We start from the raw sequence: 25,828 nt of genomic DNA, 5'->3' as shown, positions 1-25,828 counted from the left end.
GTACAATTCTTATCTTATGAATGTATTAAGGTAAGTCGATGGAATGATAGATAAACGTTATCCACCGGAGGCAAAATGAAGTTAAAAATGTGTTTACTGGCTGCATTATTTACTGCGGGCACTGCGTATGCGGCTCAATCTACCGTAGTATTAAAAGAGGCAACGCCGACTGGCGATGGTAAAGCAATAGGTGAGGTTGTTATCACAGAAACAGAATACGGATTACTGTTTACTCCTAAATTAGCTGGCTTGCAAGCGGGAGTTCATGGCTTCCACGTCCATGAAAACCCAAGTTGTGAACCCGCAGACAAAGATGGCAAATCTGTCCCTGCATTAAAAGCTGGTGGTCATCTAGACCCTGCAAAAACCGGGGTTCATAAAGGCCCATACGATAATAGCGGTCACTTAGGTGACTTACCCGGTTTAGTTGCTGATAGCCAAGGCAATGCAAACTATGCGGTATTAGCACCACGCTTAAAATCACTGAAAGATGTCCAAGAAAGAGCTCTCATGGTGCATGTTGGTGGTGATAACTATTCTGACAACCCTGAAGCTTTAGGTGGCGGCGGGGCGAGGATGGCTTGCGGCGTTATTAAATAATATTCGTTATATTTCGAGCTGTGGCGTTGTTGGCTACGGTTGTTAACCCTAATCACATACTTTTTGTTATGCTCTTAGGGCTTACAGCATTTGCTCGCTAGTCACAACTCGAATTATTTAGCGTATTTTAGTGAAAAGATAGAACCTTGTTTTCGGTTTCGATGAAGGTTAGAAAAATAAGGCTCGGGTAGTATCCCGAACCTTATTTTTGTATTACCAAATACGAATACGTTGTTCTGGCGCTAAATACAGCGCACTATCTTTATCAACACCGAAAGTTTGGTACCAATCATCAATATTTCGTACCACGCCATTTGCACGGAACTGGTTAGGGCTATGTGGGTCTGTCATAATTTTGTTACGTTCAGACTCTTTATTTGACAGTTCTTGCCATGTACGCGCCCAAGCAATAAAGAAACGTTGTAACCCTGTTGTTCCATCAATAATAGGGGCTTCTCCATTCGGGTAATTTTCTTTAACGAATTGTTTATAAGCACTTAAGGCAATATTGAGCCCGCCAAGGTCGCCAATATTTTCGCCTAATGTGAGTTGCCCATTAACATTTAAATCGTCAACAGCAAAACCATTATATTGTTCAACAAGCTTCTCAGTTTTTTGTTTAAAATGCTCTTTTGCGCTATCGCTCCACCAATTGCGTAACTGGCCAGTACCATCATATAAGCTGCCTTGGTCATCAAAGCCATGGCCCATCTCATGACCAATAACTGCCCCGATGGCACCATAGTTATAAGCAGGGTCAACATTTGGGTCAAAGAATGGCGCTTGTAAAATTGCAGCAGGGAACACTATCTCATTTTGTACAGGGTTAAAATAGGCATTAACCGTTTGCGGTGTCATGCCCCATTCCCATTTACGCACTGGTTGGCCAATTTTGCTGATCATATCATCGTATGACCATGCTAGAACCTGTTTGTAATTCTCTAAGAGGGTATTTGGGTTTAAGTTGATTGTACTAAAGTCATTCCATTGGTCAGGATAGCCGACTTTTACTGTGAATTGTTCTAGTTTTTTTAATGCTTCTTGGCGAGTGGTGTCATCCATCCAGTCATTATCCTTCAGGCGCTCATTAAATGTTCCCCTGACATAACTGACGAGATCTTTAATTTTTTCTTTGGACTGTGGATCAAAGTATTTTTCGACATAAATTTGACCCAATGGCTCACCTTGTAGGGAATTAACTGTTTGTAGTGCGCGTTCTTGGCGAGTTCTTTGTTTCTCTACGCCATTGAGTTTTTTTGAGTAAAAATCAAACTGGGCATCAGCAACGGTTTTATTTAAATAGCGAGCATGCTCACTAATATATTGAAAAGTTAAATAGTCTTTTAATGTTGAAATAGGCGTATCTGCGAAAATTTTTGCTGTTTGTTCAACAGCGCTGTCTGTTTCCACAATGACTTTTTCAAGTTGTTTATCCGTTAATTTTCTACTGCTAATAAATGCACCCCAATCAAAACCTTGGGTATATTTTTTCATTTCATCAAGGGACATCGCATGGTAATTTTTTAGAGTATCACGGCGTGCCTCAGGGCTCCAATGAACGGTGGCAAGAGACTTTTCTAAGTCAAAAATCTTCTGTGCTTTTTGCTCAACACCTGTTTCACCTGCTAACTTCAACATTGTCCCGATATAAGCAATATAACTTTGGCGAATATCTTTCATTTGAGGAGTATCCTCAAGGTAATAATTTCGATTAGGCAACCCTAACCCGCCTTGACCAAGATATAACACGTAAGTATCAGGAGCCTTTGCATCTAAATCGACCCAATAGGAAATCAGTGATTTATAGTCAGGCTGAGTCATTAACGCACTTATTTCATTATGATCTTTAGCTTTTTTGATGGCGTCTAAGTCATGTTGTATTGGGCTGAGACCTGATTTTTCGATGGCTTCCTCATTAAGGTAGCTGAGATATAAATTACGAATATTACGTTGATTATGACTCAATGAATTTTCTGGTATTTTTTGTAACTCATCAATAATAGATTGGGTCTGTTTTTCGGTGTTCAAATACAAGTCAACAAAAGAGTTTATACGTGGCATACCTGTTGGAATTTTGGCTTTGCTTATCCAATCCTCATTTACATAGCGGTAAAAGTCATTCCCTGGGTTGATTGAATCAGATAGGACAATTTTTTGTTGCCCATAAGAGACTTCTTTTGCCAGCAATTGGGGGGCAAAAGAAATAGTAGACATACCAATAATTAAAGCCAAAATATTTATACGCATGTAGCAACCTCTCTTCGTTGAGAATATTGATTTTCACTATTACTCATTAATATTGGTAATGCAGTGGAAATCTTTCCAGTTTGATTTTATCTATTGAATCACATTATGAAATTAAATTAACCCGTCTTTGCAATTTCTTACGACCCTAATGATAGAAGTAAGGTATAGATGAAATTTTATCATCATACTGTTTATTCTTGTTTGAATAATGTTATATTAGTTATATCAAATTGGTTATATATATCTTTTGGTTATAACTAATATTATTTAGCTATAGTGAAAGCCACATAATTAAGCAAGAGGTAGACTGAAATATGAAATTGCAGCAATTACGTTATATTGTTGAGGTCGTTAACCATGACTTAAATGTCTCCTCGACTGCGGAGGGGCTTTTTACTTCACAGCCAGGGATCAGTAAGCAAGTAAGGATGCTTGAAGATGAGTTAGGGATTCAAATTTTTGCCCGCAGTGGTAAACACTTAACTCACGTAACCCCAGCAGGGGAAGAAGTTATACGTATTTCTCGTGAGGTATTGTCTAAGATAGAGGCAATCCGGTCGGTGGCAGGGGAACATACCTATCCTGATAGAGGGAGTTTGAGTATTGCAACCACACATACTCAAGCACGTTATGCATTACCGCCGGTAATCAAAGGTTTTATAGAGCGTTATCCCCATGTTTCTTTGCATATGCAACAAGGCTCACCGACACAAATTGCAGAGGAAGTTTGTAAGGGGAATAGTGATTTTGCTATCGCGACGGAAGCATTGCATTTGTATAGTGACTTAATAATGTTGCCGTGTTACCACTGGAACCGTTGTGTCGTGGTACAAAAAGACCATCCATTAGCCGCGAAAAAAAATGTCACTATTGAGGATATAGCCCAATACCAAATTGTGACTTACACCCATGGCTTTACAGGGCGTTCAGAGCTCGATGTTGCATTTCAAAAAGTCGGCATAGAACCAAAAATTATTTTTACTGCTACGGATGCAGACGTTATTAAAACTTATGTAAGGTTAGGTCTAGGGATCGGAATTATTGCCAGTATGGCTGTTGACCCAATTAGTGACAGTGATTTAGTTGTTATTGATATGCGCGATAAATTTAGCTATAGCACAACAAAAATTGGTTTTAAACGAACCACATTTCTTCGTAGCTATATGTATGATTTTATTTGGCGTTTTGCACCTCACTTAACGCGTGATGTCGTCGATAAAGCAGTCGCATTAAGGCATAATGAGGATATCGAAGAATTCTTTAAAGATATGAAGTTGCCGATTATTTAATTCTTTACTGTAGCTAGGGGGATGGTTACTAATAGCGCTATCTACCTAGCTACAATTTGCTATTCAAGAAGGCTAGTCACTTTATTTTACCTACGCAACTGTTCACTGACCATATATTTTCAATGTATCAATTTCCCTTCTTAACTTAAATTTCCTATGATAAATAGATAGGAATTCAAAATTTGGCACAAAATCTATAAATCAAATTTCTAAAGCAACTATGATTACAATTGGTTAACAAAAAATAAGGGCGGTAGCTAATACCTATCGTTATAGTTATAAAAACCAAGGAGGAGTTATGTCGTTGAGCCTAAAATCAGACAGTGCTTCCATGCTCACTGTTGGAAACAAGCAGTATCATTACTTCAGCTTAGCACGTGCTGCTAAAAAACTTGGTGACGGTTCTAAGTTACCTAAATCTTTAAAAGTCCTACTTGAGAATCTACTGCGTCATATTGATGGAACCTCGGTGGTAGAACAAGACTTACAAGCGATTATTGATTGGCAAAAAAAGGGGCACGCAGACAGGGAAATTGCTTACCGACCTGCTCGTGTACTCATGCAAGACTTTACGGGTGTTCCCGCAGTTGTTGACCTTGCGGCGATGCGTGAAGCCGTTAAGTCTCTTGGGGGGAATGTTGAACAAGTAAATCCATTATCTCCGGTAGATTTAGTCATTGACCACTCTGTTATGGTGGATGAATTTGCCACACAATCTGCATTTGGTGAAAACGTCGAAATTGAAATGAAACGTAATCATGAACGTTATCTATTTTTGCGTTGGGGCCAAAAGGCTTTTAATCGATTCCGAGTGGTTCCACCAGGTACGGGGATCTGCCACCAAGTTAACTTAGAATATTTAGGTAAAGCGGTTTGGTACGAACAAATTGACGGTCAGTTATACGCTTATCCTGATACCTTAGTAGGAACTGACTCCCATACTACGATGATCAACGGGCTAGGTGTACTTGGCTGGGGTGTGGGTGGGATTGAAGCAGAAGCTGCTATGTTAGGTCAGCCAGTTTCGATGCTGATCCCTGATGTCGTGGGCTTTAAATTAACAGGGAAATTATCCGAAGGGATCACCGCGACAGACCTAGTGCTGACGGTAACACAAATGCTACGTAAACATGGTGTTGTCGGTAAATTTGTTGAATTTTATGGTGATGGGTTAGCCGATTTGCCGTTAGCGGATAGAGCGACCATTGCGAATATGTCACCGGAGTACGGGGCAACATGTGGTTTTTTCCCTATTGATGACATTACATTGTCATATATGCGGTTAACCGGCCGTAGCGATGATGAAGTCGCGCTGGTGGAAGCATATAGTAAAGAGCAAGGCTTATGGCGTCACGTTGGTGATGAACCAATTTTCACCAGTACGCTAGAACTTGATATGTCGACAGTTGAATCTAGCCTTGCTGGGCCTAAACGTCCACAAGACAGAGTTGAGCTAAGCCAAGTCCCTAAAGCTTTTCGCGGTGCAGTTGAATTAGAAGTTAATAAGAAAGAAAAAAATGAACAACCGACAGTGAAATATCAAAATAAAACTTTTGAACTCACAGATGGGGCGGTTGTGATTGCCGCAATCACATCATGTACTAATACATCTAATCCAAGCGTATTAATGGCCGCAGGGTTACTAGCGAAAAAAGCGGTTGAAAAAGGGTTAATGCGCCAGCCTTGGGTGAAAACCTCATTAGCACCAGGTTCTAAAGTTGTTACTGACTATCTGGCCGTCGCGGGCTTAACCCCTTATCTTGATAAATTAGGTTTTAACCTTGTCGGTTATGGTTGTACGACTTGTATTGGTAATTCAGGGCCATTACCAGAACCGATAGAAGATGCGATTAAGCAAACAGACTTAACTGTTGGGGCGGTGCTGTCAGGTAACCGTAACTTTGAGGGGCGTATTCATCCATTAGTGAAAACTAACTGGCTAGCATCACCGCCTTTGGTAGTCGCGTATGCATTAGCGGGGAATATGAATATTAACTTGAAGAATGAGCCACTAGGTGTAGATAAGCAGGGCAATGATGTCTATCTGAAAGATATTTGGCCTTCTAGTGTTGAAATTGCTCAGGCAGTGCAGCAAGTTAAAACGGATATGTTCCGTAAAGAATACAATGCGGTATTTGACGGTGATGAGGCTTGGCGTGCATTAGAAGTTGAAAGTTCATCAACCTACCATTGGCAGGCAGATTCAACCTATATTCGCCATCCACCCTTTTTTGAAGGGATGTCAGTTCAACCCGCACCAATCAAAGATATTCATGGTGCAAATATTTTAGCTATCCTTGGCGATTCAGTTACAACAGATCATATTTCACCTGCGGGTAACATCAAAAAAGAGAGCCCTGCAGGACGTTATTTGCAAGAGCATGGTGTTGCGGTTGCGGATTTTAACTCTTACGGGTCACGTCGTGGTAACCATGAGGTGATGATGAGAGGGACATTTGCAAACATTCGTATTCGTAATGAAATGGTGCCAGGGGTTGAGGGTGGCTACACATTGCATATCCCAACAGGGCAGCAAATGGCGATTTATGATGCAGCGATGTTATATCAACAAGACAAACGTCCATTGGCTATCATTGCGGGTAAAGAGTATGGTTCGGGCTCTAGCCGTGACTGGGCAGCTAAAGGGACCAATTTGTTAGGTGTTAGGGTTGTGATTGCTGAGTCGTATGAGCGTATTCATCGCTCTAACTTAATTGGAATGGGGGTTGTTCCTTTAGAGTTTAAAGATGGCGAGTCCCGTAAAACACTAGGGTTAAAAGGTGATGAGCGTATTGATGTTAATGGTCTACAGTCACTTGTGCCAGGGCAAGACATTACCGTTAAAATTACTTACGGCAATGGTGAGGTAAAGGACGTTACCATGCGCTGTCGTATTGATACCTCGACAGAAATGGATTATTACCGTCATGGCGGTATTTTACATTATGTAATAAGACAAATGTTACACTAACTTTTACTGCAATAACGTCTGCATGGTTCGCCCAGCAGACGTTTTTTTTAAATATATTATCTTGTTTATTAATCTTGTTCTTTCTCAATTTTTTCGTTTCGATTCTGGGCTATGGTAATAAATAGATGACCAATTAAAGGGGAATACGATTATCATTATTGCTTAAGAATAGGGTGTAGTTCGCTATAAATCAGTTTCTTTGTTGAAAATAATATAAATGTAATCGCTTCTGCATCAACCATACAGTGATTGAACTTATCGAAAACACTATAAAGGAAATAAATATGGCAGATATCAATGAAACCGATTTCTATAAAGGGGCATTGTGGGCAGCAGACATTTTATTGACGACTTCTCATTTTGATGGGGCAAATGAAGAGGTTCGTGACATTTTAGAGCATATCCCTAATTTATATTCTATCGTTATGAGAACACCAGAAACGGAAGTGCATGACTTACGTTTGTACGCGGATAAAGAATTTCCACTCGGTTTAAATGCAGATTATACCGCTATCACCATTGCTCCATTAAAAGATTATTTTGATATTTTACCAATGCCTGATCAAGACCCTAAGAGTATTACCTTTGAGGTCGAGTATTGGGGAGTGGTCGCAGAAACGTCCTCAGGGAAACAGGATTTATTGATTGCGGGCTTGTTAACACCAGAAGAAGCGCAGAGATATGCACAAGGGTTATCGAAACAGCTAGAGTTACAGCTTGAAAAATAATCGATTGAAAGTGTTTTGGACTTTTTCTGTTTATTTATTCTTCTAAAATGACCAAAAACGGCAATGCTGTGTTTATATACAGTGTTGCTGTATGTGGCATTATAAGAGGCTTCCATATTGTCATTCTGATATATTCCGAAGAAATAATAATTTTTCAAAATAAGTGAATTGTCTCATGTTTGTTAGGTAAATATTCTTGAGGGTGCAATGCATCTGTAAAAATATCATTTACTTAATAAAGGAACATAATATTATGGCAACGATAAGCCAACCCCAGCGTTTTATTAACGCACTCAATAAATTAGAGGTGTCAAGTAAGGTATCAAAAAAACCGCTCAATGAACTGAATAAGTTAGTCGGTAATATTGCAAAGATCACTAATAGTACTGATAGCTCCGAATTTAATAGACTGATGAGTGGCGGGACGGAGGTGTTTGAATCCCGCATAGATAAACTTATCACGAAACTTAATTCACAAAACTCAGGCATGCTTCAAGAGAAGAGTACAAAATTAAATTTTGTCAAAACAACGCTTTTAGCATCAATAGGTGCAAAAGAGAAATGCACATTAGAAACAAAAAAATCGAATTTGATAGAAAAATATAATAATACAAAGAATGAACTTAACGGACTTAAAAATGACATTATCAAGACTGAAGAAAAAATAAATAAGAAGAAATTAGAAATTAAATTTCTCAAAACGCCTGATGCTGTTTCTTTACTGGCTGAGGATCATCAAGGGCTAGTTACTGAAAAAATAGCAGCGGCAATTGAAAACTATAATAAAGGCATTAAGCAACTTGATACGGGTATTGAAAATAACAAAAATAAATCACTAACTAAAAGAAACGAGCTGGTTAAAAAAATTCCTGATATAGGAGATTCATTAGATAAGGCGATAAAGGGAGAAATGTTTAAGGTAGAGAATAGTCGTTTTGTCGGGGAGATAAAGACTACATGGAAAAGCTATCTAACCAGTGATTCCTTTGCGATGAAAAAATTTGGTTTCGAGTTAAAGGACGGACACAAAGAGTTTTCAGGAAAAACCAAGGTTCCAAATCTCGAGGGTCGCAATTTTATGGAAAACGTACAACAATATTTTGTAGCATTAGATAAAATCCAAGAATTACAAAACAAAAAGAATGAACTCAGTACAGAACATGAAAATAAAATTCAGAATTATAGTAAAGAATTGAATGTTTCAGTGCAAAATTACGTACAGGAAAAAATGAATTCATGTACAACTAGCTTAAATAAATTGCAAACTGAGTTAGATAAGCAGAATAAAACAAAAGATATGTATCAAAATCAGCTTGCTGGATTAGGAACAAGCATTACAAGTAATTAAGAGCAACAAAAGGGACTACAACAGTATTCTCGTTAGTCATTAATTGGGTAGGACCTAAATATAAATAGGGTATAGATGGCAACAAATAACCTTGTTGCCATCTATAGACTGATGAAAATTATAACGCCTTGTCTTCGGCTAATTGCAGGGCGAAGTAACTAAAAATTAAGTCAGCTCCTGCACGTTTAATAGAACCTAACGTTTCGAGTGCCACGCGAGTTTCATCAATTGCTCCTGCTTGAGCTGCAAATTTAATTTGAGCGTATTCCCCACTCACTTGGTAAGCCCCAATCGGTAATTGGGTATGTTCACGCAAGTCACGGATGATATCTAAATACGCTCCTGCAGGCTTAATCATTAATGCATCAGCACCTTCACGCTCATCAATTAATGACTCATGTAACGCTTCACGGCGATTCATTGGGTTCATTTGGTAGGTTTTTCTATCACCTTTTAAGCAAGAACCCGCGGCGTCACGAAAAGGGCCATATAATGCGGAAGCAAACTTTGTTGAGTAAGACATAATTGCTGTATCCGTAAAGCCGGCGGCATCAAGAGCTTGACGAATAGCAGCTACCTGACCATCCATTGCTGCGGATGGAGCTATAAAATCAGCACCAGCCCGTGCAGCTGCAACAGCTTGTAACCCTAAGTTATGGATAGTTGCATCATTATCAACAATATGGCCATGCATCACACCACAGTGACCATGTGAGGTATATTCACAGAAACAGGTGTCTGACATAACAATCATCTCAGGTACCGTTTCTTTACAAATTCGGGACATTCGCGCAACAAGGCCATTTTCTTGCCATGCATCGCTACCATTATCATCAAGGTGATGAGAAACACCAAAAGTCATCACAGATTTAATACCTGCATTGGCAATCCGCTCAATTTCATAAGCAAGACGTTTTTCAGGAATACGCATCACGCCGGGCATACTGGCAATCGGCATATAATCATCAAGTTCTTCTTCAACGAAAATAGGTAGACATAAGTCATTAATAGTTAACTGAGTTTCTTGGAATAAAGTGCGGAGCTTTTCTGTTTTACGCAGTCTTCTCATGCGTTGAATGGTTGGCAGGTTGTTCACAATATCTCCTTGTTGTTTGAAAAACAAACTTAAATGATTAAGCGTATTTATCAAGGTAATAATATTGCTAACAGTATAAACCTTATAGAAAGAAAGTGAATATAGCAGTTAATAAATGCAACCATCAGGGTTGTTATATTCGGTGAAAATTTAAAAAGGTATAAGGAAGAGCGTGACGCTCTTCCTGTGAGGGGGGCTATTGGTGCTTAAACAACATATGACCCATTTTTTGTGCTTTTACATCCAAGTAATGCTCATTACTAGGGTTGCGCCCAACAATAAGTGGTACACGTTCAATAACGTTAATACCCGCGTCACGCATCTTTTCGATTTTTTGTGGGTTGTTGGTCAATAAACGGACTTCGTTAATACCGAGTAATTTATACATATCAGAACATAAGGTAAAATCACGTTCGTCAGCTTTAAAGCCTAATTTGATATTTGCCTCAACGGTATCAAGACCTTGATCTTGTAAAGCATAAGCACGGATTTTATTTAGTAAGCCAATATTTCGTCCTTCTTGACGATGGTAAAGTAATACCCCTCGGCCTTCTTTACTAATCTGAGAAAGCGCGGCTTCTAATTGAAAACCACAATCGCAGCGTAGACTAAATAGCGCATCTCCTGTTAAACATTCGGAATGGATCCGGCTAAGTACCGGCTCATTTCCAGAGATATCGCCAAAAATTAACGCTACATGATCACGACCAGTTGCTATTTCTTCAAAACCTACCATTAAGAATTCACCGAAAGGTGTGGGTAGCTTTGCCTCGGCAACACGTTTTAGCTGCATATTTTCATTCATTAGTTAAAGTAACTCTTGCTTAATTAATAACGTTTATCGATATAAAGTACAGTGAGTATAATGTATCGACGATATATGACGTTTAGCATATAGAGGTTGGTTTTCTTTGCACACTACCAATGGTGTATTACTATAACAGAGTTAATAATGGGTGAATGTAATATTTATTGATTTAGTTAGATTTATATTTATGGAATGCATTAAATGAGAAAAACTATTTTGGTCGTTTGTGCTTTTGCGCTGTTGTTGATTATTCCACCCATGTTAATGATTATGGCGGGCTGGCATTGGTCACCAGAAAACCAATCAGGCGTCGGTAAATGGTTACTATGGTTAACTAATTCTGCTGGCGCTCCATACAGCATTTTGACTTCTTTATTATTTATCGGGGCTGTCATTTTCGCGTTTCGTACAGAGAAAACGCATCTGCTAAAAGTTTTACTGGTTGTTATTAGTGTGATCTTACTTCAACAAGGGGTAAAACCCTGCTAAAAAATTCGTTTAAAGAGCCACGGCCTTATGTGGCCTGGTTAGCAACTGAACATCATATTCCAACAACCGAATTTTATGATTTAAAAAGGTCTGAGCGGGCAGCATTAGTTAAAAATACCGTTAAGCAGGATAACACTGTTGCTAAATGGCAACGTAAGCATTGGCAAGCTGAAACAGGGTATTCATTTCCATCAGGGCACATGTTATTTGCTGCTGGTTGGGCTTTATTGCTGATTGCTCTTTTTGGCAGCAACGTCTGTATATATTAGCGATAGGCCTCGCTGTTTGGGCGGAAGGTATCGCATTTAGTCGTATGCTATTAGGAATGCACTGGCCAATTGACATTATTGCTTCAGTAGTCATCAGCGCTAGCTTTGCAATATTAGGGTACGGGGTATTGCAATTTCGTTGGTTTAGAAGCAAAGCAGACTAATCTTTCAGCAAGCAGTGATAGATAGGGTATTTTTAGGTTGAATTAAGCGTTGTATAAAATAAATTACTTTGTCTGAATGCGCTGGAAATGCTACCTTATCAGGTAGATATTATTGAATGAATAAGAACTGATAACGGGAAAAAATGTGAAATACTTTCTGATTTTATTACTAGCTGTCGCATTTTTTATTATTTCGATTACGCTAGGTTCAAGCAATGATCAGGTTATTACATTTAACTACCTGATTGCAAAAGGGGATTTCTCATTATCGACCCTGCTTGCATCACTTTTTGGTGTCGGTTTTGTGCTAGGCTGGTTGGTGTGTGCGGTATTCTATCTGCGCATGGTGGTTAGTCTAAAAAATGCACGTCGTAAAATTAGACGTTTAGAATCACAATTAGGTGCTGGAGAAAGTAATATTTCTGACTCAACCTCATTAGTGACGGCTCAGAACAAGGAATAATCCTGTATGTTCGAGTTGCTGTTTCTGCTGCTACCAGTCGCTGCTGCTTATGGTTGGTACATGGGGCGCAGAAGTGCTCAACAAGATAAGCAACAACATGCGAATCGCTTGTCACGTGATTATGTGACAGGCGTGAACTTTCTATTATCTAATCAACAAGATAAAGCTGTCGATTTATTCCTCGATATGCTAAAAAATGAAGATAGCTCCGCTTTTGAAGCCCACCTTACTCTCGGTAATTTATTTCGTTCACGCGGGGAAGTTGAACGCGCCATTCGTATTCACCAATCGCTGGTGGAAAGTGCGGCGTTATCTTTTGAACAGCGTCTTTTGGCAACTCAGCAACTTGGTCGTGATTATATGGCGGCGGGGGTTTATGACCGTGCTGAAAGCATGTTCCAACAACTCACTGATGAGGTGGATTTCAAACTCAGTGCATTACAATCGCTTTTAAATATTTATCAATTAACGAGTGATTGGACAAATGCCATTGAGGCCGCCGGTAAATTGGTAAAGTTAGGTCATAATGAATTACGTGAACAGATTGCACATTTTTACTGTGAGTTAGCGACTCAACAATTAGCCAGTGATGACCTTGACGATGCCCTTACATTATTAAATAAAGCAGAACAAGCGGATAAAAACTGTGCTCGTGTCTCAATAATGAAAGGGCGGTTATTTATTGAGCAAGGTAATTATGATAAAGCAATTAATGTGCTAAAACAGGTCTATGAACAAGATAGAGAACTTGTTGCAGATACTCTTCCTTTACTTTATGACTGTTATCAACATACAGGGCAATCTAATGAATGGGAGAATTACCTTCGTCAATGTGTTGCGGGTAATTCAGGTGCAATTGCCGAACTCTATCTTGCAGATATTATCGTTGAACAACAAAATCATGAAGCTGCGGCGAGTTACATTAATGACCAAATTCAACGTCACCCAACCATGCGCTTATTCTATCGCTTAATGGACTACCATTTACAAGAAGCTGAAGAAGGTCGAGCAAAAGAAAGCTTGATCTTATTACGTAAAATGGTCGGGGAACAAATTCGCACAAAACCGGATTATCGCTGCCATAAATGCGGTTTCACTTCGCACTCATTATATTGGCATTGCCCGTCTTGTCGCTCTTGGGACACAATAAAACCAATTCGCGGGTTAGATGGGCAGTGACAGCGTCACTTTTTTCAAATAAATATGACTTTTTAAAGGCTAAGAAATGATTTCGTCAACTGAGAACCAGACATATTCGCCAATCATTGTGGCACTTGATTATGAAGATGCTAACGCAGCTTTGGCGTTTGTTGAGCGCTTAGATCCTCGTGATTGCCGCTTAAAAGTAGGCAAAGAAATGTTCACTTTTAATGGTCCTCAATTTGTTAAATCGCTCCATGAGCGTGGTTTTGATGTTTTTTTAGATTTAAAATTCCATGATATTCCGAATACCGTTGCTCGTGCTGTAGCTGCTGCTGCAGAAATGGGGGTATGGATGGTAAATGTTCATGCTGGTGGCGGTGCTCGAATGATGGAAGCTGCCCGCCAAGCACTTGAGCTCTATGGGAAAGAGGCACCGTTGTTGACGGCTGTGACCGTGTTAACCAGTATGGATGAGTCTGACTTAGTGGGTGTGGGTATTAACGTATCTCCTGCTATACATGCAGAACGATTGGCTTTGCTCACTAAAGAATGTGGTCTTGATGGTGTGGTTTGTTCCGCCCATGAAGCACAACGACTGAAAACATTATGCGGCTCTGACTTTAAATTAGTCACCCCAGGTATCCGTCCTGCTGGGAGTGAGGTTGGTGATCAGCGTCGTATTATGACGCCGCAAGATGCAATAAAAGCAGGGGTAGATTATATGGTTATTGGCCGGCCTATAACGCGTAGTGAAAACCCCGCATTGACCTTACAGCAAATCAATCAATCTATTAAAGGTTTAGTATGAGTGAACACAACAGCCGATTGGTCTACAGTACAGATGTAGGGCGTATAGCAGAAGAAAAACCACAAATCGAAAGGCCCAAAGGTGATGGAGTGGTAAGGATACGCCGTGAGACTTCTGGACGTAAAGGGAAAGGGGTTTGTGTGATCACTGGAACTGATCTTGACGATACTGAACTAAATAAACTGGCTGCAGAACTTAAAAAAAAATGCGGCTGTGGTGGTGCAGTAAAAGAGGGTAATATCGAAATTCAAGGTGATAAGCGCGATGTGATAAAACAACACCTCGAAGCCAAAGGTTTTCAAGTTAAATTAGCGGGTGGCTAAAGCCATAAAATAGCGCTCGTAAAGAGCGCTATTTAAAAACTAAGGAGCGTGAATGAAAGTGCGGGCAAAGTGTAGTCAGTAGTGCCTTATTTGCCAACCTGATGACCGATAATCCCACCAATAGCAGCACCACCTACGGTACCTAATGAACTTCCTCCCGTTAGGACAGCACCACCAACAGCACCTACACCTGCACCAATTGCTGTGTTTTTATCACGCTTAGACATGTTGGAACACGCACTGACACTAATAGCGACAGTGGCGATCACCATGAATGATAAAATACGTTTGCTGACTATTTTCATTTTTATAACCCTTAGTGCGTATTAGACAAATCATAAAATACCATGACACGTACAATTACGAATAAGAATAATCAGGAAAATGTTTTGCAAGGACAGCGAAATTTAACGTTTAATGCGAACTTTAACCAAATGACGGATTGTTAGACAAAGAAAAGACCATAAGCATTAACTTATGGTCTTTAAATATTAGCACAAGAATAGTTATTCTGCTGGGCGTGCAACAATATTACGTGTTTCCATACGAACTTCTGCGATAGTAACGTTAATAATATCGTTCAATTGATAGGCTTGTTCACCTTTAATGAGTACAGCCCCGGTTTCTTGGCTACATTGGATTTCATCACGTACACTATGAATAAACGGTGCAGGAACAAATGCGACTGCGCCATTATCCACTAACCGAACTCGTATACCGCCACGGGTGATATCAATGATTTCTGCTGGGAACTTTGTGTCAGTCCCTGCAAATGGTTTTAAGTATCGAGAATATAACCAGTCCCCAACATCACGTTCCGCCATGCGGTTGGCACGACGGCGTTCGGCTAGTTTTATTGATAGTTCCTCTGAGGGTTTATCAGGTGAAGGTTTGCCTGCAATGATGGACTTTAATAGCCGATGGTTAACAATATCGGTATATTTCCGGATTGGGGAAGTCCATGTGGCATATGCATCAAAACCTAAACCAAAGTGTGGACCGGGGTCCGCTTTAACCTCTGCAAAGGTTTGGTAACGACGGATGCGGCTATCAAGGAATTGGGTTGGTTGTGCATCTAACTGACGACGTAGTTGGCGGAAACCTTCTAGGGATAGCAAAGACTCAGCAGTTGTTTCAATACCATGGTCTTTGAGTGTTTGGACAACCTGTTCAATTTGCAGAGGTTCAAACCCCATATGCACGTTGAATACGCCAAAACCTAATTTTTCTTTTAATACAGCAGCTGCGCAGAGGTTAGCGGTGATCATTGCTTCTTCAACAATACGATTTGAGCTGCGACGACGTTCAGAAACGATATCTACTACATTTCCTTTATCATCTAGCACGAAACGATAATCTGGGCGGTCTTTAAAGACTAAAGCATTATTTTCACGCCATTGTAACCGTTTATCAGCCATTTCTTTGAGTAGTTCGATTTGCTGTTTATCTGTATCATTTGCTGGTTGCCAAGTACCTACATTTTCAAGCCAATCAGAGACTTCCTCATAAACCAGTTTTGTTTTTGATTCAACCCAAGCACTGAAAAACTCAATATTATTATCGATACTACCATCTGATTTAATTAACGTTGTACAAACTAAAGCGGGGCGACGTAAATTTGGGCGTAAGGAGCACAGGTCATCAGATAATTTACGCGGCAGCATCGGGATATTGAAACCGGGCAAATAGTTGGTATAAGAGCGCGCTAATGCCAGTTTATCAAGTTCACTCCCTTCGTGGATATAGCTTGTAGGGTCGGCAATGGCGATGAAAAGTTTTAAATCGCCATCTGCTGTTTTTTCAACATACAGGGCGTCATCCATATCCTCAGTGCTTGCGCTATCAATAGTAACGAAATGCAAATGGGTTAAGTCAGTCCGTTCAATGCCTTGATCGTCACGTTCGCTATCAACCATTTGCGGTTCGTCACGGTCTAATTGGTGACGCCGTAACGTTACCCACCAAGGTGCAAAATGGTCATCACCCTCAGTAATGTATTCGGTAATTTCTGCATAAAAGCCTTTATCACCTTTTAAAGGGTGACGGCGCATGTGGGCAACAACCCAATCATCTTGCTTAAATTCGTGGGTAAGGCCGTTAATGGGACGGCAGGAAATCATATCTTTGAGTGAAGGATGGTCGGGAATGACAAATAAGCGATTATCATTTTCTTTTTTCTGAATTTTCCCAACAAACCTATCTAAAAAAGGCTCAACAAGCTCTTCCGGTTCAGCAAATTCACGGTCTTTATCTGTATGAACACTGGCAATTACACGGTCACCGTGCATTACTTTTTTCATTTGTGGAGGTGGAATAAAGTAACTTTTTTGGCCATCAACTTCGAGAAAGCCAAAACCTTTTTCTGTGCTTTTTACCAGCCCTTCAACGCGTGGGGTCTGGGCATGTAACGTCTGTTTAAGTTGCGCGAGCAGTGGGTTGTTTTGAAACATACTTACCGTTTAATTGAGGTTGAGTTTGGCTCTATTGTTACGTAAGACAAAGTCTTAGAGCAAGGAAAAAATGCGTTACAAACAAGATTAGTCGCTAACAGACTGTTTTTCCTATAACCAAATAGAGCCATAACTAAGTTAATCTTCAGGGTATATTTTTTCTTTAAATTCACATAAATCTTCAATAATACAGGAGCCGCAACGAGGTTTGCGTGCAATACAGGTATAACGGCCATGTAAAATAAACCAATGATGGCAATCGACTTTAAACTCTGCAGGAACAACCTTGAGTAGTTTCTCTTCGACTTCAACGACATTTTTCCCCGGTGCAAAATTAGTGCGATTACATACCCGAAAAATATGAGTATCAACCGCAATAGTTGGCCAACCGAACGCGGTGTTAAGCACAACATTTGCTGTTTTACGGCCTACGCCGGGCAAGGCTTCGAGTGCATCTCTATCTTCGGGTACTTGGCTGTGGTGCTTTTCGACTAAAATCTTACAGGTTTTATATACGCTTTCTGCTTTGGTATTAAATAACCCGATAGTTTTAATATATTCTTTAATACCATCGACGCCGAGAGCCATTATGGCTTCGGGGGTATTTGCGACGGGGTATAGTTTTGCCGTTGCTTTATTGACGCTCACATCAGTCGCTTGAGCGGAAAGCAAAACAGCTATCAGTAACTCAAACGGGGAGTTAAATTGTAACTCTGTCGTAGGATGTGGGTTGTTATCGCGTAGACGAGTTAGTATTTCAATACGTTTTGATTTATTCATTGCTCACAATAATATCATTATTAAGAAATATGGCTGCCACAACCTTGTTGTTTTTCATACTCACGAGTGGGTTGTTGGCCCAATTGTAAAGCAGCTCTTTTCTTCATTTTTTCATCAATTAGGTATTTTGCCGCTAATAGCAAGGCTAGGCCAATAAAGGCGCCCGGAGGTAGCATAGCGAGTAAAAAAGGAGAATCAAGGTGTAATACCTCAATACGAAGAGATGTTGCCCAAGAACCTAATAAAAGGTCAGCGCCATCAAATAAAGTTCCATTGCCTAAAACTTCACGAATAGAGCCAAGCACAAATAAGGTCGCTGTTGCTCCTAACCCCATGGCGAACCCATCTAACGCTGATAATGGAACAGGGTTACGCGATGCATATGCCTCTGCACGGCCAATGACAATACAGTTAGTGACGATCAGCGGGATAAAAATACCAAGAGACTCATATAGCCCAAATGCATACGCATTAATTAACATTTGTACTGCACTCACCACCGAAGCAATAATCATGACATAGATTGGAATACGGATCTCTGATGGTACCCAACGTCGCAGCGCAGACACCGCAATATTAGTGCAAACTAAAACTAATGTAGTCGCTAAACCGAGGCCTAGGGCATTTGTTGCTGTTGATGAAACAGCAAGGAGAGGGCAAAGCCCTAATAATTGGACCAAAGCTGAGTTATTTTTCCATAACCCTTGCAGTAACAGGTCTTTAGTTTCACTCATTATTCTTCTCCACAGCTCGGATAATTCGACAGTTGTTGCGGAACATGTTGCATAAAAACGGCGGTGCGTTTAGTGGCGTTGACCACCGCACGAGGGGTTATGGTTGCCCCTGTAAATTGGTCAAACTCGCCGCCGTCTTTTTTAACTGCCCATTTGGGGTCATTATCTGAATTAATCTTTTTACCACTAAAATAGGTGATCCAATCTGAAATGCGTGTCTCAATTTTATCACCTAGACCAGGCGTTTCATGGTGTTCAGTGACTCGAACACCAAGGACTGTCCCGTTGAAATCGGTACCTACTAATAGATGAATTGCACCTGAATAACCATCTAAAGCCGTTGTTTCTAAAGCAGCAGCAACAGGTTCACCATTTTTACGGGCAATATAGAGGTGCCTTGGTTGCGTATTGCCCAGTATGGCTTCATTTTTGACTAAATAACATTCTTTGGTTAAATCATTATCATATAAATTGCTAGGTATAACTTGGTCGAGTAACTTTTTCTGCATAATAGCAGCTTGTTTAGCAATGGTATCTTTAGTTAACGTATAGACAACTGCACTCAGAGCGGTAGTTCCTGCTGCAAAGATAGCTAAGATGACACCATGGCGTCGCATTGTATTTAACATCGGTGGCCCTTATTTATGTCCATGACCGTACGCACGTGGCTGCGTATAGTAATCAATTAACGGTACGGTTATATTCGCCAATAACACTGCAAATGCGACAGCATCTGGATAGCCGCCAAATACACGGATCACCCAAACCAAGAAACCAATTATTACACCAAAAATAATTCGACCTTTAGGGGTTGTTGAGGCAGTCACTGGGTCTGTCGCAATGAAAAATGCGCCTAACATCGTGGCACCTGAAAGTAATTGAACCAGTGGTGGTGCAAAGCGGCTGTCATCAATTAAATAGCTAACTACGGATAAAATTGCCAATGTCCCTAAGAACGAAAGCGGTATGTGCCAGCTAATTATCCGGCGGTTGATCATAATTAAACCACCAATCAGGTAAGCAACGTTGACCCATTGCCAACCAATCCCTGCTAGTGACCCTTGTAAAATAGGTTGCTGTAGTACTTCGGTGACTGAATGGGTCAGCAAACCGGTTTTAAAACTGTCCAGAGGGGTTGCTTGACTCATTCCGTCAACTCCTGTTCGAAGCTGTTCAAGAGAGATACCCGTTAAGGTATGACCATTAAAAATGACGGACAAACTATCTAAGGGTGAGATAGAAAGGTTCTGTAACTCATGTGGTGGAAGCCAATTTGTCATGTGGACAGGGAAAGAGATTAATAACACCACATAACCCACCATCGCTGGGTTAAAAGGGTTCTGACCTAAACCACCGTAACATTGTTTAGCAATAGTAATCGCAAAGAAAGTCCCTAAGACGATAAGCCACCAAGGGGCTAAGGGGGAAGACTAACCCCTAATAATAAGGCAGTGACAATCGCTGAATTATCTTTCAATACAGGAACAATGGGCTTTTCACGTAGCCTAATAGAAACAGCTTCCGTTAATACGGCTGTTAACATGGCTAACAATATTTGGAACAGAGTACCAACCCCAAAAAAATAAATTTGAACTGCGATACCGGGTATTGCAGCTAAAAGTACCCAAAGCATGACTAAACTCGTGCTTTGTTTGTTATGAGTAAATGGTGCACTCGCAATTTTTAAACGGCGATTTTTTGCGTCAATAGGCCTAAATTTCATCTGGTTATCACTTACTCTGTCGTCATTTGTTCATTTTGTTTTTGAGCCTGCTTCGCTTTTACTCGAGCTATAGCAGCAGCAACCGCAATTTTCCGCGGGTCAGTTTCTTCTTCAATAGGTTGTTTTGCGGCTGGAGTTAACTCTTCTTGGGCAACTTGCTCTGCTTGAGCCGCTTTTTTGGCCTTAACACGCGCAATAGCAGCGGCTACCGCTGCTTTGCGTGGGTCGACATCTGTATCGGGAGTTGTTTCTGCCACCGGTTCAGCCGCAGTAGGTTGCTGAGCCGCTTTCTTCGCCTTAGCACGGGCAATGGCAGCCGCTACCGCTGCTTTGCGTGGGTCGACATCTGTATCGGGAGTTGTTTCTGCCACCGGTTCAGCCGCAGTAGGTTGCTGAGCCGCTTTTTTCGCCTTAGCACGGGCAATAGCAGCCGCTACCGCCGCTTTGCGTGGGTCGACATCTGTATCGGGAGTTGTTTCTGCCACCGGTTCAGCCGCAGTAGGTTGCTGAGCCGCTTTTTTCGCCTTAGCACGGGCAATAGCAGCCGCTACCGCCGCTTTGCGTGGGTCGACATCTGTATCGGGAGTTGTTTCTGCCACCGGTTCAGCCGCAGTAGGTTGCTGAGCCGCTTTCTTGGCCTTAGCGCGGGCAATGGCAGCCGCTACCGCTGCTTTGCGCGGGTCGACATCTGTATCGGGAGTTGTTTCTGCCACCGGTTCAGCCGCAGTAGGTTGCTGAGCCGCTTTCTTCGCCTTAGCACGGGCAATGGCAGCGGCTACCGCTGCTTTGCGTGGGTCATCGTGAGTGTCTGGATTGTTCTGCTCAACTTGAGCCGCTGCTAATTTCTCAGCTTGTTTAGCTCGAGCTTGTGCTTTACGTGCTTCACGGGCTGCAATGACAGCACTATTATCTGGTAATTCGCCTGAAATGATTTTAACCGGATCAGAGGCGGTACTTTGTTTTGCTTTGACCCGAGCTAAAGCCGCATTAACAGTGTCTTTACCTGCGCTATCAACTTGTACGGCGGCTTTCTTATGCCGCTCTTCACGTGCTTTCTTATCTCGTTCCATCCGTAATTGCTTAGCTTCAAAACGAAGTTTTGCTTCTGCGGCTCGGCGTTCCTCTTGGGCAATTTCACGAATTTCTGCTTTTTCTTGGCGGTAATATTGAACTAGCGGAATATTACTAGGACAAACATAGGCGCATGCTCCACACTCAATACAGTCGAACAGATTGTGCTTTTGTGCTTTTTCATGTTCTTCGCCTTTGCTAAACCAATAAAGCTGTTGGGGTAACAAAGCAGCTGGGCATGCTTCTACACACAGCCCACAGCGGATACAAGCTTCTTCGGGAGATTCAGCCCCCATTTCTTCAGATGTTGGAACCAACAGGCAATTACAAATTTTAACAACAGGTACATTTAGGTCCGGTAGGGTAAAGCCCATTAATGGCCCGCCCATGATTACCATTTGTTCCGGCTCTGGATTAAAACCTGCTTGTTGTAATAGGTGTTTAACAGGAGTGCCTAAACGAGTCCAAAAATTCCCCGGTTTGCTAATAGCATCACCAGTAACGGTCACTACACGTTCAATCAATGGTTGCCCATCAATAACCGCGCGTTTTATCGCCACTACGGTGCCTACATTTTGCATTAATACGCCAATTTGTGATGAACGGGCACCAGAAGGGACTTCCTTACCGGTTAATATTTTTGTGAGCTGCTTAGCACCACCTGATGGGTATTTGGTTGGTATAACCCGTATGAATATCTGTTGATCTTGTTTGCTCAGCGCGTGTTTTAAAGCGCGGATCGCTTCTGGTTTATTATCTTCAATCCCAATTAAGACTTGGTCTGGGTTTAATAAGTGCTGTAATACTCGGCAACCTTCGATAACTTCCTGAGCATGTTCTTGCATTAACCTATCATCTGCAGTGATATACGGTTCACACTCGGCAGCATTAATAATTAAGGTTTTAATAGCTTCTTTTCCACCTGCTAATTTTGAGGCAGTAGGGAAGCCAGCACCACCAAGACCCGCAATACCCGCTTGCTCTATTTTTTGCAGTAATTCAGCTTGAGACAATTGTGTGTAATCTGCTTCAGGACTCAATGTGCACCAGGTATCATTGCCATCCGATTGAATACGAACACATAGCTCTTTCAAACCTGATGGGTGCGCTGTTACCATCGGTTCAATGGCTGTTATTACGCCAGATGTAGAGGCATGAACAGGTACTGTACGACCCAATCCTTTAGTGAGGGGCTGGCCTTTTAGGACATATTCACCCACTTGCACAATTAATTCACCTTCAGGGCCTAGATGCTGCTGTAATGGTATAATTAACTCATTAGGCACTGAAGCAATACGCATGGGGGTTTGACTTGATTGTAATTTCATTTCAGGCGGATGAATACCGCCGTTAAAATCCCAAATATTCTCTTTTTTTAACCAACTAAACAGCTTAAGCATGAGTATTACCTCTCGCTTGCGTTAATGGCTGTTCATTGGGTTCAACATTAATATTTTTAACGGGAATGGCGTTTAAATCCCATTTCCAGTTAGCGGTAGTCGTTTTCACAGGAACAAGTTCAATACAATCAGTAGGGCACGGGGCAACACACAGGTCACAGCCAGTACATAAATCTTCAATCACAGTGTGCATAGCGCGGGTCGCGCCAACAATAGCATCAACAGGGCAAGCTTGAATGCACTTGGTACAACCAATACAGTTTTGTTCATCAATGATAGCCACTTTACGCACAGGGTTTTGCGCCGCTTCGTCACCATCAATAGGTTGTGGATCAACATTTAGTAGCTCAGCAATTTTTAACATAACTTGCTCACCACCAGGTGCACATTTGTTGATCATTTCCCCATTGTTAGCCACAGCTTCTGCATAGGGGCGGCAACCTGGGTAGCTACATTGACCACACTGGCTTTGGGGTAAAATCGCTTCGACTTGTTCAACGATAGGGTCGGCTTCAACTTTAAAACGCAAAGAGGCATAGCCCAAAATAAGGCCAAATATAAGACCAAAAACGGCTAATATGCCGATAGCAATCCAGACTGACATCATTAGAATTTCACCAAACCACTAAAGCCCATAAATGCGAGTGACATCAAGCCGGCAGTAATTAAGCCAATTGATGAGCCACGAAACGGGGCAGGGACATTGGCAACAGCTAGCCGCTCTCTGATTGCGGCAAATAACACCATTACTAATGAGAACCCAACAGCTGCACCAAAGCCGTAGACGGCAGATTGCATAAAAGTATGGGACATGTTGATATTTAGTAATGCAACGCCAAGAACCGCGCAGTTAGTCGTAATTAGTGGTAAGAAAATACCTAATAAGCGATAAAGCGTAGGGCTAGTTTTTCTGACAACCATTTCAGTAAATTGAACTACTACAGCTATCGCCAAAATAAAGCTTAGCGTGCGTAAATAGATAAGATCGAGTGGAACAAGTATCAGGGTGTCAATCAACCATGAGCTTATCGAAGCTAATGTTAGAACAAAGGTTGTTGCTAACCCCATTCCTATAGCGGGTTCAAGTTTAGTTGACACCCCCATAAAGGGGCATAAACCAAGAAATTTTACAAGGACGAAGTTGTTAACCAACACCGTTCCAATAAAGAGTAGTAGATAATCAGTCATGCTATTGCCTGAAATGAAAAAAGAACAAAAACTGACCTAAGCCAGCTAAACTATCATTATGATATCAAGCAATTTATCTGGCGCTTATCGATCTTGTGTGAAAGTCATTTTTACACGCTGTGAACGTTTTAAGTAAGGGACGAAGAAACCGGCTCCAAGTAATGGCCAGGCAAGCACTTGTAAGGCGGTATTATCATCAATAGGTGAAAATGCAAATGTTTTTATACCTAATAACAATAAGATAAGTAACCAAATAATAAAACGACGTGGAAAATGTTTTGAATGAGCAAACATCAGTTGCAGTACATGAATACTAAATAATGTCATGGCAATTGCGATAGCAAATGATAGATACCATGCCAAGGGAATATAGCTTGCCCAATTATCAACTGTGCTCACAATTTCATAAAATTTAATGCAATACATGACTGTCATACTGCATACGGCTAAAAACGTTAGCAACAGATACATAGCTGGCAGCAGTAACCAGCCAGTGATACGGTTAGCATTATAAACTGAAGACATAAGTAAACATCCATTTTTGCAAAATAGCGGTAGAAGATCCTAGGGTATTTTATAATCCTATCATAGATATATTTGCCATTTAATTCATTCTGATGGTACTTTTTATATCTTTCTGAGTTTGTTTTTGTATGAGGTCAATATGTCTAAACCGATTAAAGTAGGGGTCATAGGTTATGGCTATGCAAGTAAAACCTTTCATGCGCCTTTCTTAGGTTTTCTAAAAGAGTATGATTTAACTGCAATTTCAACGAGTGACCCTAATAAAGTTAAGGCGGATTGGCCAAATGTCAATGTTGTTGCATCTCCAGAAGCTATTTTTGCTGATAATGACATTGAATTAGTGGTGATCCCAACGCCAAATGAAACTCACTTTCCTTTAGCTAAAGCGGCATTATCCGCGGGCAAACATGTGGTTGTTGATAAACCATTTACTCTAGACGTTGCACAAGCAGAACAACTTAAACAACAAGCAGAACAGTCAGGGAAATTGCTTTCTATCTATCATAATCGTCGGTGGGACTCTGGCTTTCTAACTGTCAAAAAAATACTTCAAGATGGTTGTCTTGGTGATATTAAATATTATGAGTCACACTTTGATCGCTACCGGCCAATGGTATGGCAAAGATGGCGTGAAGAGAATATTCCGGGCTCAGGTATTTGGTATGATTTAGGACCCCACTTATTAGACCAAGTACTGCAATATTTTGGTAAGCCGATGGGGATCACCGCTGATCTTGCTATGATCCGCCCGAATGCGAAAGCGGTAGACTACTTTCATGTCATATTACAATATGCAACTAAAAAGGTGGTTTTACACGCGACCACGTTAGCAGCCGCACCTATGCCAATTTATGTTATTCATGGTATGAATGGTAGCTATGTAAAGTATGGTTTAGACCCGCAAGAAGATTGTCTAAAAAATGGAATGAAACCAGAAGGTGAAAAGTGGGGCGTAGATGACAACACTGGAATCGTGACCCTGTCACAAGGTGAGGCGCTTATCACACAACCTTGGCCTAACGAAAAAGGTAATTATGGTGGGTATTACCAAGCTATTTATGATGCGATACGCCATAATAAACCCAATCCGGTCACACCAAGTGAAGCCATTGATATCATGAAGCTTATCGAAGCAGGAATACGTTCAGCAACAGAAAAGCGTACTATTGAATCAATTTTTTGAGTCCACGACCTATCATAAAGCCAGTCTA

25 protein-coding genes and 1 pseudogene are annotated in these 25,828 nt (G+C 41.0%); 13 read left to right on the top strand and 13 right to left on the bottom strand.

Annotation, left to right across the window (positions count from 1 at the left end; translation table 11 throughout):
- Positions 1-75: 75 nt before the first annotated feature.
- Positions 76-600 (top strand): superoxide dismutase family protein, encoded by a 525-nt coding sequence (gene sodC, locus RB151_RS11615; protein WP_042843675.1) that lies wholly within the window; start codon positions 76-78, stop codon positions 598-600.
- A gap of 213 nt (positions 601-813) precedes the next feature.
- On the opposite strand, the gene RB151_RS11610 is transcribed toward sodC, so the two are convergent.
- A complete protein-coding gene (locus RB151_RS11610) occupies positions 814-2,847 on the bottom strand; it encodes a M13 family metallopeptidase (RefSeq protein ID WP_042843676.1) in 2,034 nt (677 codons plus the stop codon).
- A gap of 314 nt (positions 2,848-3,161) precedes the next feature.
- Here RB151_RS11610 and cysB point away from each other — a divergent pair, with 314 nt between their 5' ends.
- The 4 genes from cysB (at position 3,162) to RB151_RS11590 (ending at position 9,183) form a co-directional block, all read left to right on the top strand.
- Positions 3,162-4,136 (top strand): HTH-type transcriptional regulator CysB, encoded by a 975-nt coding sequence (gene cysB, locus RB151_RS11605; protein ID WP_042843677.1) that lies wholly within the window; start codon positions 3,162-3,164, stop codon positions 4,134-4,136.
- Between the two features lie 298 nt (positions 4,137-4,434).
- Positions 4,435-7,107, top strand: coding sequence for an aconitate hydratase AcnA (gene acnA / locus RB151_RS11600; protein WP_071548125.1), 2,673 nt, complete (start codon positions 4,435-4,437; stop codon positions 7,105-7,107).
- A gap of 284 nt (positions 7,108-7,391) precedes the next feature.
- A complete protein-coding gene (locus tag RB151_RS11595) occupies positions 7,392-7,835 on the top strand; it encodes a hypothetical protein (RefSeq protein ID WP_048607251.1) in 444 nt (147 codons plus the stop codon).
- A gap of 253 nt (positions 7,836-8,088) precedes the next feature.
- Positions 8,089-9,183, top strand: coding sequence for a hypothetical protein (locus RB151_RS11590; RefSeq protein WP_048607249.1), 1,095 nt, complete (start codon positions 8,089-8,091; stop codon positions 9,181-9,183).
- 118 nt (positions 9,184-9,301) lie between these two features.
- Here the strand turns inward: RB151_RS11590 and hemB are convergent, their stop codons facing one another.
- Positions 9,302-10,252 (bottom strand): porphobilinogen synthase, encoded by a 951-nt coding sequence (gene hemB, locus RB151_RS11585; protein ID WP_423810736.1) that lies wholly within the window; start codon positions 10,250-10,252, stop codon positions 9,302-9,304.
- 223 nt (positions 10,253-10,475) lie between these two features.
- Positions 10,476-11,072, bottom strand: coding sequence for a GTP cyclohydrolase II (ribA, locus tag RB151_RS11580; RefSeq protein WP_042844326.1), 597 nt, complete (start codon positions 11,070-11,072; stop codon positions 10,476-10,478).
- Positions 11,073-11,288: 216 nt separating this feature from the next.
- Between ribA and RB151_RS23690 the strand changes: the two genes are divergently transcribed.
- The 7 genes from RB151_RS23690 to yciH all read left to right on the top strand — a co-directional run bounded on the left by RB151_RS23690 (position 11,289) and on the right by yciH (position 14,746).
- Positions 11,289-11,576 (top strand): hypothetical protein, encoded by a 288-nt coding sequence (locus RB151_RS23690; protein WP_237071442.1) that lies wholly within the window; start codon positions 11,289-11,291, stop codon positions 11,574-11,576.
- 29 nt (positions 11,577-11,605) lie between these two features.
- Entirely contained in the window at positions 11,606-11,845 is a 240-nt protein-coding gene (locus RB151_RS23685; RefSeq protein WP_237071440.1) for a phosphatase PAP2 family protein, read from the top strand.
- 44 nt (positions 11,846-11,889) lie between these two features.
- On the top strand, positions 11,890-12,009 hold the full coding sequence (locus RB151_RS24615; RefSeq protein WP_423810729.1) for a hypothetical protein: 120 nt from the start codon (positions 11,890-11,892) through the stop codon (positions 12,007-12,009).
- A 145-nt stretch (positions 12,010-12,154) separates the two neighbouring features.
- Complete coding sequence (locus RB151_RS11570; protein WP_042843684.1) at positions 12,155-12,472, top strand: LapA family protein; 318 nt, start codon at positions 12,155-12,157, stop codon at positions 12,470-12,472.
- A 6-nt stretch (positions 12,473-12,478) separates the two neighbouring features.
- Positions 12,479-13,651: a lipopolysaccharide assembly protein LapB gene (gene lapB / locus RB151_RS11565; RefSeq protein ID WP_042843685.1), complete on the top strand. Its 1,173-nt coding sequence runs from the start codon at positions 12,479-12,481 to the stop codon at positions 13,649-13,651.
- Between the two features lie 46 nt (positions 13,652-13,697).
- Positions 13,698-14,423 carry an orotidine-5'-phosphate decarboxylase gene (gene pyrF, locus RB151_RS11560; protein WP_071548124.1) on the top strand — a complete coding sequence of 242 codons (726 nt, stop codon included), beginning with the start codon at positions 13,698-13,700 and terminating at the stop codon, positions 14,421-14,423.
- The gene (gene yciH, locus RB151_RS11555) at positions 14,420-14,746 is read left to right on the top strand and encodes a stress response translation initiation inhibitor YciH (RefSeq protein WP_042843687.1); all 327 of its coding nucleotides are present in this window, start codon (positions 14,420-14,422) and stop codon (positions 14,744-14,746) included. The genes pyrF and yciH overlap by 4 nt, the downstream gene beginning before the upstream one ends.
- Before the next feature lie 86 nt (positions 14,747-14,832).
- On the opposite strand, the gene osmB is transcribed toward yciH, so the two are convergent.
- The 10 genes and pseudogenes from osmB to RB151_RS11505 form a co-directional block, all read right to left on the bottom strand.
- A complete protein-coding gene (gene osmB, locus RB151_RS11550; protein WP_042843689.1) occupies positions 14,833-15,051 on the bottom strand; it encodes an osmotically-inducible lipoprotein OsmB in 219 nt (72 codons plus the stop codon).
- Between the two features lie 201 nt (positions 15,052-15,252).
- Positions 15,253-17,196, bottom strand: coding sequence for an exoribonuclease II (locus RB151_RS11545; protein ID WP_071548123.1), 1,944 nt, complete (start codon positions 17,194-17,196; stop codon positions 15,253-15,255).
- Positions 17,197-17,334: 138 nt separating this feature from the next.
- The gene (nth, locus tag RB151_RS11540) at positions 17,335-17,976 is read right to left on the bottom strand and encodes an endonuclease III (RefSeq protein ID WP_042843692.1); all 642 of its coding nucleotides are present in this window, start codon (positions 17,974-17,976) and stop codon (positions 17,335-17,337) included.
- A gap of 20 nt (positions 17,977-17,996) precedes the next feature.
- Positions 17,997-18,710 (bottom strand): electron transport complex subunit E, encoded by a 714-nt coding sequence (locus tag RB151_RS11535; RefSeq protein WP_071548122.1) that lies wholly within the window; start codon positions 18,708-18,710, stop codon positions 17,997-17,999.
- Positions 18,710-19,339, bottom strand: coding sequence for an electron transport complex subunit RsxG (gene rsxG / locus RB151_RS11530; RefSeq protein WP_042843694.1), 630 nt, complete (start codon positions 19,337-19,339; stop codon positions 18,710-18,712). Before rsxG ends, RB151_RS11535 begins: the two co-directional genes overlap by 1 nt.
- Before the next feature lie 9 nt (positions 19,340-19,348).
- Positions 19,349-20,433, bottom strand: a pseudogene (gene rsxD, locus RB151_RS11525) (electron transport complex subunit RsxD).
- An 11-nt stretch (positions 20,434-20,444) separates the two neighbouring features.
- On the bottom strand, positions 20,445-22,904 hold the full coding sequence (gene rsxC, locus RB151_RS11520) for an electron transport complex subunit RsxC (protein ID WP_071548121.1): 2,460 nt from the start codon (positions 22,902-22,904) through the stop codon (positions 20,445-20,447).
- Entirely contained in the window at positions 22,897-23,511 is a 615-nt protein-coding gene (gene rsxB, locus RB151_RS11515; protein ID WP_071548120.1) for an electron transport complex subunit RsxB, read from the bottom strand. The genes rsxC and rsxB overlap by 8 nt, the downstream gene beginning before the upstream one ends.
- Complete coding sequence (rsxA, locus tag RB151_RS11510; RefSeq protein ID WP_042843698.1) at positions 23,511-24,092, bottom strand: electron transport complex subunit RsxA; 582 nt, start codon at positions 24,090-24,092, stop codon at positions 23,511-23,513. Before rsxA ends, rsxB begins: the two co-directional genes overlap by 1 nt.
- 84 nt (positions 24,093-24,176) lie before the next feature.
- Entirely contained in the window at positions 24,177-24,617 is a 441-nt protein-coding gene (locus RB151_RS11505; RefSeq protein WP_042843700.1) for a DUF2569 domain-containing protein, read from the bottom strand.
- 139 nt (positions 24,618-24,756) lie between these two features.
- Here RB151_RS11505 and RB151_RS11500 point away from each other — a divergent pair, with 139 nt between their 5' ends.
- Positions 24,757-25,800: an oxidoreductase gene (locus tag RB151_RS11500; RefSeq protein ID WP_071548119.1), complete on the top strand. Its 1,044-nt coding sequence runs from the start codon at positions 24,757-24,759 to the stop codon at positions 25,798-25,800.
- Positions 25,801-25,828: the final 28 nt, after the last annotated feature.

Origin of the sequence: Providencia rettgeri (genome assembly GCF_001874625.1) — a bacterium.
Taxonomy (GTDB): domain Bacteria; phylum Pseudomonadota; class Gammaproteobacteria; order Enterobacterales; family Enterobacteriaceae; genus Providencia; species Providencia huashanensis.
Note: the sequence above shows the minus strand (reverse complement) of the source record. Positions and strands in the feature narration are given on the sequence as shown.